Genomic DNA, 12883 nt, shown 5'->3' on the forward strand with positions numbered 1-12883 from the left:
GGAGCGTTGCTCAGTTGCCGTAGCTCTTGGGTGTCTTCTTCCGCTGCTTCTTCAATTGCTCAGCGAGCGCCTGCGCCTGGCGGAGCTCATCGTCGTTCAGGCGAGCGAAGGGCATCGCTGGAAAGGCCATCTTGCGTAGCTCCTTTCCGGAAGAGCCTTCATCACTCTCGGCCACCTCGTAGAAGGCTCGCGCTTCGACGGCAGTCAGACCCAGCCCCATCCCAGTCGATGCGATGAGACTGGCGATGTGGAGCTCGCCGTCAATGAACTCCCGGCGCAAGCCATCCAGCAGCGGCTGACGCATCGCCTCCGGCGGTCGGAAGTCGACGGCGTCGCCATAGATTGTGGACACCTGGTAGAAGCCCGCCCGCAATGCCTTCTCGGCGAGTTCGGTGAGGTGTGTCTGCATCTCCTCGGTGATCGACTGGCACTTGCCCGCCTGCCGGTCGGCGGCATCGACGGCCCTGGCCAGCGTCTCCGCCGTGACCTTCGCCGTGGGTCTGAGCTTGCGCATCTTGTCCGCCATGTCCTGGACGCCGTGACAGCTGGCGAGGATCTGCGCCGCATCAGCGGCTTGTCGCGGCGTTCCCCCGTGGATGGCGATGAGGACCGTCTGACCGGCATCGACGCCAGCCACCGCATCCGGGGATCGCGCCCGTGTATCGGAAGCGGCCGTCGATGGCTGCATGCCGTCTCCGCTGGCATTGCCGATCGGGCCGGCCGTCGCACCGGGCGCTGGGATCGACGATGCAAGCTCGGGAAGCCGCGGCTCGGGAGTGGCGGCTTCGTGTCCGACCGCGCTCGGCCAGAGGAACGCGAGGCCTGCGACGGTGAGGAGTGCGACCAGCGTCAGAAGGATTCCCGTGCGACGCTGAAATGGCATTGAACGCTCCTGCCGGGCGATCGAACCAGCTGTATCGTTAGCTATCTCAGGGCGCATTGGGTTCCCGCCTGGGGAGGCTCCGAAGCCACGTCTGCGCGAGCTCGTGGGCCTGACGCCGTTCCTCTTCGCTCAGCGCAGGCGTGGGCTTGGCGAAATCGTCGAGATTCCAGGACTTCCCGCGACGACTCTTCTCCGTCTCAAACGCGATCTCGTAGGCGCGCGTCTCAACGCGAGACAGCTCGAACAGCTCGGCATGTGTCGCAAGCATGCGCGAGGCGATGTAGTCGCCGGCGAGAAAGTCGGCCCGCAGGCCGTCGCCCAAGGGGCGTCTCATCGACGCGGGCGGATCGAAGCCGACGAGGTCGGCATAGATGATGGCCACCCCTCGCGCGCCGCCGAGCAATGCCCGCTCTGCGAGCTCCTTCTCGCGAGGCATGAGATCCGGAGGAATGGATTGGCATTCACGCTCCCGCTCGCTGAAGTGCTGTGTGGCGACGGTGGCGATCTGGCCGGACAGGCGACCTTCCGATTTCAGCTGCTCCACGGTCTGCGACATGTCCAAGGCGAAGCGGCACATCGACATGATCTTGACCGCTCGTCCGAGCTGTTCCGGCGTGCCGCCGTTGATGGCCGTGATCACGATCTGGCCGTGGTCCCGCATCGCGGCGGAGGCGCCGATACCCGGTGTCGGGACGGCAAAGGATGCCTTGCCGGCGCTGGCCGCGCCTGAACGCGGCGGAGCGCTTGGCGGCGCCGCCGCCTGCGGGAGCGCGGCCTCGCTGGCCGATCGTCCCGGCGTGCCCGGTGTGATCGCCGCCGGCATGTCAGAGGACACCTGCTCCGCCGACGAGGGATCGGCCCGGAAGTAGGTGGTGGCCGCCGCGACGCCGATCATGAGCAGCACGCCGCCCGCGAAGAGGGCTCTGCGTCCACGGGCCTTCGGACCTTCGTTCAAGGCGCTCATCCAGTCCGTCGCTTCGGTGGTTTGCGTTCCTGCTTGAGGCGCTCCGCGAGCATTTCGGCCTCGCGGATCTCCTCCTCGGACATGTCGCGGAACGGGCCTTCCTGGAAGATCGTCTCGCGTAGGCGCCGGATCTCTTCCGGCGATTCGGAGATGGCCACCAGGAGGTAGGCGCGCGCTTCCGTCTTGGACATGCCCAACTTCATGCCGTTGAAGCCAAGTTCATCGGGGAGGTGGCGGGCGCCATCGCGGAAATCGGTCTTCATCGCGTCCAGCAGCCGATCCCGCATCGGCTCGGGCGGACGGTAGTCGACGGAACGGCCGTAGATCAACGACACGCCGCTCACGCCTGCCTCCACCGCGCGCGCCGCGAGGGCGCCGCGCTGTGCCTGCATCTCCGGTGTGATCGACTTGCATTGGGCTTCGAGCCACTCGGCGGCGGCGATCCTGCCGTTGCGCTGCGCATCCGGCAGTCCCGATCTCCTGGCGTCGCCCGGCAGGTCGTACAACGAGGTCTCCAGACAGGTCTGCAGCACGAACGCGGCCTCGCCGGCCTGCTTCGGCGTTCCGCCGTGCATGCCGATCAGCACGATCTGGCCGAAGTCCTGCATCTCGGGCGGCTTGAATGCAGGGTCTGTCCTGGCTGTGGCGCCGCTCGCCGCGGCTGGAGCCGGGGTGGGGGCTGGCGCCGCCTTCTCGGGCTTCGCGGCGTCGGGCTCGGAGGCGCGCTGCGGTACGGAGGCCGGCGGCTGAACAACGGTGGGCGGGGTGGCCGTCGCGACCTGCACGGCCTTCGGCGATTCGGGCCAGAGCTGCACGGCAATCGCTGCGCCGGTCAGCAGCAGCCCGCTCGCCACGATCCAGCGGCGTGGGTGATTCATCTTCCTGACTCCCTGCGATGCGGTCGTCCGCCGCATTGACGCCGTGGATGTTATCGACGCAGGAAGCAGAAAGGCCGACGCCCCCCATCGGAGGGAACGTCGGCCTTGCGGTGCATCGGGGGTCGGGTCATGCGCGCAGGCACGCGCGCAGGACGCGCTCGATCACTTCGGCTGCTTGACGATGCGCAGGTAAGGCTTCGGCGCCTTCCAGCCTTCCGGGTAGATCGTCTTGGCTTCGTCGTCGGACACCGAGCCCGCGATGATCACGTCGTCGCCCTGTTTCCAGTTCACCGGCGTCGCGACGCGGTGCTTGGCGGTCAGCTGGATGGAGTCCAGCACGCGCAGGATCTCGTCGAAGTTGCGGCCCGTCGTCATCGGGTAGGTCAGCGTCAGCTTGATCTTCTTGTCCGGACCGACGATGAACACCGAACGCACCGTCGCGTTCGTCGCCGCCGTGCGGCCTTCCGACGTGCCCGGCTCCTCGGCCGGCAGCATGTTGTAGAGCTTGGCCACCGCCAGGTCGGTGTCGCCGATCATCGGGTAGTTCACCGCTGAACCTTGCGTCTCCTCGATGTCCGCGGCCCACTTCGCGTGGTTCTCGACCGGGTCGATCGACAGGCCGATCAGCTTGGCGTTGCGCTTGGTGAACTCGGGCTCGATCTTGGCCATGTAGCCCAGCTCGGTCGTGCACACCGGCGTGAAGTCCTTCGGATGCGAGAACAGGACGGCCCAGCTGTCGCCGATCCAGCTGTGGAAATCGATCTCCCCCTGCGTGGTCTTGGCGGTGAAGTTCGGGGCGATGTCGTTGATGCGCAGAGACATGGTGGGCTCCAAGGTTGAAAGTGCCGTCGCCCTCGTGGACGATCGGACAGGCCGGGCGATTCTCGTCGTCAATCCAGCCGTCGGGGGCGTCCGGCAGGGGGGAGCGACATTCTTGTCCTCCAGATTGACGACGGGCAGAGTCTGCCCAATGGCCTTACTCGACCAGCGACTTTACTCATGCGCGGAGCGAATGCTCACTGGCCGAAGGTCCAGTTCGCGCCGACTGTCCACCAGCCTTCCTTCGGCGCGTGCGCCGTGGCGGTGGTCCGCGCGAAGCTCAGGTCCAGCGTCAGCCGGTCGCTCAGCGTGCGACGCAGGCCGAGTCGCGTCAGCGGGCGCTGGCCGTCGTGGAAGTGCTCGGCCAGCGCCTGCCAGTCCGGCGTCATCTGCCACTCGGCGGCGATGCCGCGTTGGGTGAGATCGTCCGCGCCCTTGCGCAGGGTGCGTCCCACGTTCACATGGAAGGCCAGGTCCTCGCGCGGCGTCCAGGTCAGCGGCACCAGCAAGGATTGTTGCGAGCGCGGGGTCTGGTCTTGCCACCCCAGCGCCGTGACAAGGCCGATCGCCAGTTGCGGCGTGAGCCCGGTCGCCCACTTGAGCTGCACGCCATGCAGGTGGAGCGACGACGCCGACCGGGCCGTCTCGCGGTCGACGTTGAGTTCGGCTTCGGCGCCGAGCAGGTTGCAGCCGAGGCCGGCGTGTTGAAGCTGGCGGTGGTCGAGGTTCGAGCGCTCGGCCCAGAGTTCGAGATTGCACTGGCCGGATTCGACGATCGCGGCGTCGTCGACGGCGTGGTGTCCGCCGGCGGCGAAGGTGGGGGCAGGCAGCAGCAGGCCGGCCAGCAGGGCCAGCAGGAAGAAGGGCATGGAAAGACTCCTGCGCGCACTGTCCCTCACACCCGTTGAGGTGTGATGACGGCGCGGTTCAAGATGGATCGGATCGGGTGAGTCGTCGCGCATTGGCGACGGTTGCCTCGGAAAGGCGATCGATGCGACAGGAGAAGAAGGTCGGCGCGGCCTCGCGCGCCACCGGAGCCGGGTCAGCGCGTCAGTCGTGCGGCGGCCGTTCCGGCTCGCGTCGCGATGGGACTGGGGGCACTGTCCACGAGGGGCTCCAAGGGATGAAAGGCGCGAATTGTGGCATCGGTCAATAGCTCGGATCAACACCCTTGAAAGCTGTGGCGCAGGGCCATCGGCTCATCTGAAAGTCATCCGCAGGTCGGTTGCCCATCGATAGACTTTTCTCCTTCGCCCCAGGCTGCCCCCCGTCCTAATAGATCGTGGACGGGCTGCGCCCCTGGGGCGATATTTCTCCAGAAGTTGGGGGATCAAGATGCCAACGGCCATCCTTATCGACGGTGCCTTCTTCGTGAAGCGTTTTCGCGCCCTGCAGCCGGATCACGCGTTCGACGCCGATCGCGCGGCGGACTGCGCTTTCAGGTGGGCCCTCGCTCATCTCGTTGACCGCAACTGCGGTCCCGAGAGGCGCTTCAAGGATCTGTTCCGGATCTATTTCTACGACTGTCCGCCGCTCATGAAGCGACTTCAGAACCCGATCTCGGGTAAGGGCGTCAATTTCTCGACGAGTCCAGAGGCTCTGTTCCGTACTCAGCTGCATGAGCGCCTAAAGACGAAACGCAAGACGGCGTTGCGGCTAGGACACCTCGCCTCAGACAGCCCGTGGACCATCAAGCCGGAAGCGATCCAGGCCATGCTCAAACGCAAGCTGAGTTTCGACGACCTCGGGGAGACCGATGTCGTCCCTCACCTTCGCCAGAAGGGGGTTGACATGAGCATCGGTGTCGACATCGTGACGTTGGCCTTGCGGAAACTGGTTGACCAGATCGTCCTTGTGTCCGGCGATGCCGACTTTGTCCCGGCCGCCAAAATGGCACGACGCGAAGGCATCGACTTCATCCTTGACCCCATGTGGCAGCCAGTCTCACCAAGCCTGCAGGAACATGTCGATGGGCTTCGCTCCACCGCGCGGCGCCGTGAGCGTGCGAACGACGAGCCAGCGAGATTCCCGGAGAGCGTCATCCAGATGGCCGCCTGAGCCGAACGGCTCTCCCCGGTCAAAAAAACTATCGCTCCGATTGACCCGGACTGTTGCCGCTCTCACTGAGCGAGTTCTAGACTCGACCGCGCTCGCACGCTGCAGGCGGACTAGCGGACTGATCCCCAAGGTTCAACTCAGGAGGAAGACATGTCAGGCGAATCGAAGTGCCCGTTCTCGGGCGGAACCCACCACCATGCGGTGGCAGGCACCAAAGGCAACCGGGACTGGTGGCCCGAACAGCTCAACCTCTCCATCCTCTCGCTGCACTCGTCCAAGACGAATCCGATGGGCGAGGACTTCAAGTACGCGCATGAGTTCCAGACCCTCGACCTCGACGCCGTCGTCAAGGACCTGACCGCGCTGATGACGGACTCCCAGGACTGGTGGCCCGCCGATTACGGCCACTACGGGCCGTTCTTCATCCGCATGGCCTGGCACTCCGCCGGCACCTACCGCGTGCAGGACGGCCGCGGCGGTGCCGGCACCGGCGCCCAGCGCTTCGCGCCGCTCAACAGCTGGCCCGACAACGGCAACCTCGACAAGGCCCGCCGCCTGCTCTGGCCGATCAAGCAGAAGTACGGCCGCAAGCTGTCCTGGGCCGATCTGATGATCCTGGCGGGCAACGTCGCGCTGGAATCGATGGGCTTCAAGACCTTCGGCTTCGCCGGCGGGCGCACCGACGTCTGGGAACCCGAGACCGACGTCTTCTGGGGCCCCGAGACCACGTGGCTCGGCGATGAACGCTATGCGGGCGACCGCGACCTCGCGAACCCGCTGGCGGCCGTGCAGATGGGCCTCATCTACGTGAACCCGGAAGGCCCGAACGGCAATCCCGATCCGGCCGCGTCGGCGCGCGACATCCGCGAGACCTTCAAGCGCATGGCGATGAACGACGAGGAGACCGTCGCGCTGGTCGCCGGCGGTCACACCTTCGGCAAGGCGCACGGGGCGGGCGAGGTCCACCACGTCGGCGCGATGCCCGAGGGCGGGGACATCGAGGACCAGGGACTGGGCTGGAAGAACAAGCTCGGCGAAGGCATGGGCGTCTACACGATCACCAGCGGCATCGAGGGCGCCTGGACGCCGACGCCGACGAAGTGGGACAACAGCTTCTTCGAGACGCTGTTCGGCTTCGAGTGGGAACTGACCAAGAGTCCCGCCGGCGCGCACCAGTGGACGCCCAAGGGCGGCGCAGGAGCGGGCACGGTGCCCGACGCGCACGACAAGAACCGCAAGCACGCGCCGATGATGACGACGGCCGACCTCGCGCTGCGCGTCGACCCGGCCTACGAGAAGATCTCCCGCCGCTACAAGGACAACCCGGCCGAGCTGGCCGATGCGTTCGCGCGGGCCTGGTACAAGCTGACGCACCGCGACATGGGCCCGCTGTCGCGCTACCTTGGCAAGCTGGTGCCGAAGGAAGAATTGATCTGGCAAGACCCGGTCCCCAAGGTCGATCACCCGCTGGTCGACGACCAGGACGTCACCGCCCTGAAGGCCAAGCTGCTGGCCAGCGGCCTGACCGTGCAGCAACTGGTGTCGACGGCGTGGGCCTCGGCCGCGACCTTCCGCAGCGGTGACAAGCGCGGCGGCGCCAACGGCGCGCGGATCCGCCTCGCCCCGCAGAAGGAATGGCTGGTGAACCAGCCCAGCGAACTCGAGAAGGTGTTGAGCAAGCTGGAAACGGTGCGCAAGGAGTTCAACGCGTCCGCGGACGGCGGCAAGAAGATCTCGCTGGCCGACCTGATCGTGCTGGGCGGTTCCGCCGGCATCGAGGCGGCGGCGAAGCAGGGCGGGCATGACGTCGTCGTGCCCTTCACGGCGGGCCGCACCGATGCGTCGCAGGACCAGACCGACGTCGAATCCATGGCCTACCTGGAGCCCGCCGCCGACGGATTCCGGAACTACGTGCGCAAGGACCTGGTCAAGCACACGGCGGAGCTGCTGATCGACAAGGCCCAGCTGCTGTCGCTGAGCGCGCCGGAACTGACGGCGCTGGTCGGCGGCCTGCGGGTGCTGGACACCAACGTCGGCCACACGAAGCACGGCATCCTCACGACGCGGCCCGGGACCCTGAGCAACGACTTCTTCGTCAACCTGCTGGACATGCGGACGCGTTGGCAGAAGTCGACGAGCGACGAAGGCGTGCTCGAGGGCCGGGACCGCACGTCCGGCGCCGCGAAGTGGACCGCCACGACGGCGGACCTGGTGTTCGGTTCGAACTCGCAACTGCGCGCGCTGGCCGAGGTCTACGCGTCCAAGGACGGCGAGAAGGTGCTGGTCAATGACTTCGTCAAGGCCTGGACCCGGGTGATGAACCTGGACCGCTACGACCTGATCTGAGCGGACGCGAGGCCGCCCACCCGGGAGGGTCGGCGGCCCCGCTGTCCTCGGGAGGGGTGGCTGTAGGCAATCTGGCTACGGTGTAGGCAAATTGGCTACACCTCGGGCTCGGCGGCCTCGCCCGCTGACCCTTTGGAACGTTTGGTTCCAGAATTCTTTCCAATCGTTTCCTAAGATGGTGGGATGGACGTCCCTTCCAACAAGCCGGGCCACCGGCAGTTCCCCACTTCGATGATCGTTGCCGCCCTCCTGGCGTTGGGTCTGGGTGCGTGCGGTGGTGGCGGCAGCGATGCGCCGGCCCCCGATCCCGTCACGACGCCCACCAACCCGACCAATCCCACGAACCCGACCGGCCCGGGGCCGACGGATCCTCCCCTCGTCGCCGGTACCTGCGACCTGCCCAATTTCAAGCAGGACCTGCTCACCCGCATCAACGCGCTGCGCGCGTCGGGCGCGAGCTGCGGGACCTCGGGGAACTTCCCCGCCGTGGGGCCGGTGGTCTGGAACGACAAGCTGACCGCGGCCGCGGACGCCCACGCGCTGGACATGGCGACGAAGAACTACTTCAGCCACGACAGCCAGGACGGACGCAGCTTCTCCACCCGCATCACCAACGCGGGCTACACCTGGGCCGCCGCCGGCGAGAACATCGCCGCCGGACAGCAGACCGTCGAGTCGGTCATGAACTCGTGGCGCAACAGCGCGGGCCATTGCGCCAACCTGATGTCGGCGAACTTCGTCGACGTCGGCGTCGCCTGCCGGCCGGCGGCTTCGTCGGCCAACACGTACAGCAAGTACTGGGTGATGGACCTGGGCAAGCCTCGGTAATCGGCGCCTCGCAGTACGCGCAGCACCACCACTCCCGTAAGCGCGGGAGAGCGTTGGAAGGCTTCAGTACTGTTACCGCCGCTGCCCCTCACCCCCACCCTCTCCCGCAAGCGGGAGAGGGGGCAAGACAGGTTCAGACCTTCGCGTAACGCGGCGCCGGCACGCTGGTCGACAGGCCGCCGAACATCGCCTGGCGCGCGCCCTCGTAGGCCTGCCATTGCGACTCGTCGTGCAGCGCCGGGATCGTGATCAGCTCGCCGCGGTCGAAGCCGACCAGCGAGGCGTCGACCATGTCCTCGGCGCTCATCACGATCTCCTGCGGCAGGTGCTCCACCGGCCGGCCGCCGATGGCCCAGAAGTCCGTCGCCGTCGCGCCCGGGAGCACCGCCTGCACGCGCAGGCCCTTGGTGCCGAGCTCATGCTGCAGCGATTGGCTGAACGCCACGACGAAAGCCTTGCTGCCGCCGTAGACGCCGTTGAGGATCTCCGGCGCGATCGCCGCGATGCTGGCGATGTTGATCACCGCGCCACGGCCGCGCGCCACGAAACCAGGAACCGCCGCGTACGTGAGCCGCGTCAGCGCCGTGACGTTGAGCTCCACCATCTGCGTCATGCGGTCGACGTCGCTCTCCAGCAGCGGCGTGTGCGTGCCGATCCCGGCGTTGTTGACGAGCAGCGTGATGCTCGCGTCCTCGCGCAGCTTGTCTTCGACGCGCCGGCGCTGCACCGCGTCTCCCAGATCGGCATCGATGATCTCGACGGCCCGACCGTACTTCGTCGTCAGGGCGTCGGCGAGCGCGCTCAGACGGTCCCGCTGGCGGGCGACGAGGATCAGGTCATAGCCGCGCTGCGCGAGACGGTCGGCGTACACGGCGCCGATGCCGGTGGACGCGCCGGTGATGAGGGCGGTGCCCGGGCGGGTGGCGGGGGACGTGGTCATGGAGAACTCCTTCGATGAAAGCCTAAAGCCGGTATTGGCTGAAAGTACGTCCATAGTAGGAATCAGGTCGCATGGCGTAAATGACGTAGAAGGGTATGATTCGTGCCATGCATCGCATCGGTTATGTCCTCAACGAAGGCTTCCAGCTGTTGGCGCTGGGCACGCAGGCCGTGTTCGAGTACGCCAACCTCGTGGCCGGCCCCCCGTTCTACGAGATGGCCTGTTATTCGCCAGGCGGTGGCGAGGTGCGCTCATCGATGGGCGTGACCGTGTCGACGCGGCCGTTGACTTCGGCGACGCGCGCGGACACCTGGATCGTGGCCGGCGTGTCGGATCCCATCGAGGTAGGGCCGCCCGAGGAGGTGCTGCGCTTCCTCCAGCGCGCGGATCGTCACGCGCGCCGCATCGCCGCGGTCTGCACGGGGGCCTTCGTGCTCGCGGAGGCCGGGTTGCTCGACGGCCGGCGCGCCACGACGCACTGGCACTTCGCGCGGGCCATGCAGGAGCGCCATCCCGACATCGACGTCGACAGTGACCGCATCTTCATCGTCGACGGCCCGGTGTGGACCTCGGCCGGCATGACGGCGGGACTGGACCTGGCGCTGGCGATGGTCGAGAAGGACCTCGGCGACGAACTCGCTCGCTCCGTCGCGCACAAGCTGGTGATGCAGCAGCGCCGCAGCGGCGGGCAGTCCCAGCATTCGGAGATGCTGGACCTCGCGCCCAAGTCGGACCGCATCCAGCACGCGCTGAGCTATGCGCGCTCCAATCTGGCGAAGACGCTGTCGGTCGAGGAACTGGCCGAGGTGGCCGCCCTCAGCCCGCGCCAGTTCAGCCGCGTGTTCACGGCGGAGACCGGGATGCCGCCGGCCAAGGCCGTCGAAGGGCTGCGGCTCGAGGCGGCGCGACTGATGATCGAGCAGAGCCGGCATTCGCTCGACGTCGTCGCGCGCGAGGCCGGCTTCCGCGACCGTCGCCATCTGCGCGAGGTCTACGTCAGGCACTTCGGCGTGCCGCCGCAGGCCGTGCGACGGAGCGCTCGAGCGACCGACTGAAGCGGCGCGTGTCTCAGCTGCGCGCCGGTCGCCGCACGGCGCGCAGCTTCCCGCTGTTGCCGCCGCCGCAATAGAACAGTCCGGCACCGTCCGACTCCAACCCGCTGACGCCGATGTTCGCCGGCATGGCCAGGCGCTCGATCACGGCGCCGTCCGCCGGGTCCACGCGGCGCAATTCGCTCTCGTCGCCTTCCCAGGTGCCGTGCCACAGCTCGCCGTCCACCCAGGTCACGCCGGTGACGAAGCGGTTGGACTCGATCGTGCGCCGTACCGCGCCGGTCTCGGGGTCGATCTGCACGATCCTGCGATCACGGTACTGGCCGACCCACAGGCTGCCCTCCGCCCAGGTGAGCCCGGAGTCGCTCCCTTGACCCGACGGCGCGGGGATGGACCCGACGACGCGGCCGTTCTCCGGGTCGATCTTCTGGATCCGCGAATCAGCGATCTGGTAGAGGTGGCGCCCGTCGAAGGCCGTCCCGGCATCCGCCGCGCAGGGCAGCGTGCGCTGGACCTCGCCGGTGGCCGGATCGATCGCCAGCAGGCCCAGCGCCGTCGCGGCCCAGACGCGGTCGCCGTCGTGGCTCACGCCATGCACGGCGGGCGCGCCGGGGTAGGGGCCGAACTCGCGCACGATCTCGGCTTCATGGGCCGCGGGCAGGTGCGCGTTGGACGCCATGCACGCCTCGGCATGAGGATCGCAAGCGGTGTGGGTGGGCGCAGTCGTCGTGGTCATCGTGTTCTCCTGTACGGCGAAACCGTCGCCGCATGGACCTCAATCTATCCAGCGGGCGGCAGAGCGGGGAGTAACAAGATCGTCGCGATTCCCGTCATCGGCGGCGCCAGCCAGCGCTTCGCGCGGGCCTGGCCGAGCGCGCGCACGCGCCCCGCGGCTTCGAGTTCCGCCAGCGCGCGCTGCACGGTCCGCTGGCTCGCGCCGAGCGCCAAGGCCAGCGCCGAGGTCGACCACGGCGCGCCATCGGCCAGCAGGGCCTGCAAGGACGCGAGCTCGCCTTCGATCGGGGGGACGAGGACCACGGCGGAGCGATTTTCCGAACGCTTGTCCGCGAGGCCGCCGACGGTGACGTCGACCTCGACGGCGCTGGCGCCGTCCAGGCGAAGCGCGAAGCCCGCCGGCGTCGCCTCGATGCGGGCGACCGGGGCCACCAGCGCGCGCAGCCGGCCGAGCTCGACGCGCAGTCGCGCGCGATGCGTCTCGTCCGGATGCTTCGTCCGGAAGGCCCGCAGGATCAGCGTCTCCCGCCCGACGTCGCCGGGCCAGGCTTCGGCCAGCACGCGAGCGAGCGTGAACAGCATCGGCCGCCGGGCGAGGTCGATGGCCAGGCCCGCGCCGCGGATCGCGCGGCGGCAGGCATCGACCACCAGGGCCGGCGATCGGAGCAGGTCCTCGACCTCGTCGAGTGTCAACGCCCGAGCTTCGCCCGCATCGATGCGGCGGGCGACCGGCTGGTCGAGCGCGGCACGCAGCTCGACGGCCTCCGTGATCAGCGCCGGGACGCCGGACCGTCGAGCGGCCACGAGGGCGAGTTCGACCGCCCGCAGCGCGTCCCGGCTGCGCAATGAGCGCATCGCGAGTTCCGCCGCCGCGAGCGCCGCCATGGCCGTCAGCATCGGGGGAAGGCCGCTCAGATCCGCGGCCGGCAGTGCCTGGGTGGCGTCGTCGAGCCGGCCGAGCAGCAGCAGGCGGCGCGCGGCGATCAGGCGGGCCTGCAACGCGTTGGCGCGGTCGTCGTGCGCGTCGAGCATCGCGGCGGCCTGCAGCAGCGGACGCGTCGGATCCCCGAGATCGCGCATCGCCAGCGCGACCTCGGCCTCCGCCACGACACAGCGCGCGCGGGCGACAGCCTCTTTCGGCCCGAAGGCCTTGGCGGCCTGGCGCAGCAGCTCGCGGGCGCGTGGATGCTCGCCGAGCTGCGCCATCGCGATGCCTCGCAGCGCAAGCGCCGGCGGATCGTCGCGCAGGGCCACCCGTTGCAGCGCGCTCAACGCATCCCCGGCGGCGAGGAAGCGGGCGGCGGCGGTGATCAGGGCGTCCATGGGGGCGGAGCTTAAGCGCCGGCGATGCGGGCCCCGAAGCCCCGGAACTCAGGGAGA

Annotated in this window: 12 protein-coding genes; 4 read left to right on the forward strand and 8 right to left on the reverse strand. The window is 68.2% G+C overall.

Annotated features, from left to right (window positions below; translation table 11 throughout):
- Window positions 1–10: 10 nt before the first annotated feature.
- From AC07PR_RS28715 to AC07PR_RS28735, 5 genes are all read right to left on the reverse strand, one after another.
- Window positions 11–883: a hypothetical protein gene (locus AC07PR_RS28715; protein ID WP_495137290.1), complete on the reverse strand. Its 873-nt coding sequence runs from the start codon at window positions 881–883 to the stop codon at window positions 11–13.
- A 46-nt stretch (window positions 884–929) separates the two neighbouring features.
- Window positions 930–1847 carry a hypothetical protein gene (locus tag AC07PR_RS28720; protein ID WP_495137291.1) on the reverse strand — a complete coding sequence of 306 codons (918 nt, stop codon included), beginning with the start codon at window positions 1845–1847 and terminating at the stop codon, window positions 930–932.
- Window positions 1844–2761, reverse strand: coding sequence for a hypothetical protein (locus AC07PR_RS28725; protein ID WP_495137292.1), 918 nt, complete (start codon window positions 2759–2761; stop codon window positions 1844–1846). Before AC07PR_RS28725 ends, AC07PR_RS28720 begins: the two co-directional genes overlap by 4 nt.
- Before the next feature lie 126 nt (window positions 2762–2887).
- Complete coding sequence (locus AC07PR_RS28730; RefSeq protein WP_495137293.1) at window positions 2888–3547, reverse strand: peroxiredoxin; 660 nt, start codon at window positions 3545–3547, stop codon at window positions 2888–2890.
- Between the two features lie 194 nt (window positions 3548–3741).
- Window positions 3742–4413 carry a PA4824 family protein gene (locus tag AC07PR_RS28735; RefSeq protein ID WP_495137294.1) on the reverse strand — a complete coding sequence of 224 codons (672 nt, stop codon included), beginning with the start codon at window positions 4411–4413 and terminating at the stop codon, window positions 3742–3744.
- A 466-nt stretch (window positions 4414–4879) separates the two neighbouring features.
- Here AC07PR_RS28735 and AC07PR_RS28740 point away from each other — a divergent pair, with 466 nt between their 5' ends.
- The 3 genes from AC07PR_RS28740 (at window position 4880) to AC07PR_RS28750 (ending at window position 8776) form a co-directional block, all read left to right on the forward strand.
- The gene (locus tag AC07PR_RS28740; protein ID WP_495137295.1) at window positions 4880–5602 is read left to right on the forward strand and encodes an NYN domain-containing protein; all 723 of its coding nucleotides are present in this window, start codon (window positions 4880–4882) and stop codon (window positions 5600–5602) included.
- Window positions 5603–5752: 150 nt separating this feature from the next.
- Window positions 5753–7948 carry a catalase/peroxidase HPI gene (gene katG, locus AC07PR_RS28745; RefSeq protein WP_495137296.1) on the forward strand — a complete coding sequence of 732 codons (2196 nt, stop codon included), beginning with the start codon at window positions 5753–5755 and terminating at the stop codon, window positions 7946–7948.
- Between the two features lie 183 nt (window positions 7949–8131).
- Entirely contained in the window at window positions 8132–8776 is a 645-nt protein-coding gene (locus AC07PR_RS28750) for a CAP domain-containing protein (RefSeq protein WP_495137297.1), read from the forward strand.
- 133 nt (window positions 8777–8909) lie between these two features.
- Here the strand turns inward: AC07PR_RS28750 and AC07PR_RS28755 are convergent, their stop codons facing one another.
- On the reverse strand, window positions 8910–9716 hold the full coding sequence (locus tag AC07PR_RS28755; RefSeq protein ID WP_495137298.1) for an SDR family NAD(P)-dependent oxidoreductase: 807 nt from the start codon (window positions 9714–9716) through the stop codon (window positions 8910–8912).
- A 107-nt stretch (window positions 9717–9823) separates the two neighbouring features.
- On the opposite strand from AC07PR_RS28755, the gene AC07PR_RS28760 reads away from it, so the two are divergent.
- Window positions 9824–10771 (forward strand): GlxA family transcriptional regulator, encoded by a 948-nt coding sequence (locus AC07PR_RS28760; protein ID WP_495137299.1) that lies wholly within the window; start codon window positions 9824–9826, stop codon window positions 10769–10771.
- Window positions 10772–10784: 13 nt separating this feature from the next.
- On the opposite strand, the gene AC07PR_RS28765 is transcribed toward AC07PR_RS28760, so the two are convergent.
- Both AC07PR_RS28765 and AC07PR_RS28770 read right to left on the reverse strand, forming a co-directional pair.
- Window positions 10785–11447 (reverse strand): Vgb family protein, encoded by a 663-nt coding sequence (locus AC07PR_RS28765; protein WP_495137341.1) that lies wholly within the window; start codon window positions 11445–11447, stop codon window positions 10785–10787.
- A 101-nt stretch (window positions 11448–11548) separates the two neighbouring features.
- A complete protein-coding gene (locus tag AC07PR_RS28770) occupies window positions 11549–12826 on the reverse strand; it encodes a helix-turn-helix domain-containing protein (RefSeq protein WP_495137300.1) in 1278 nt (425 codons plus the stop codon).
- Between the last annotated feature and the right edge of the window lie 57 nt (window positions 12827–12883).

The organism is Roseateles sp. GW821-FHT09H11 (genome assembly GCF_059415845.1).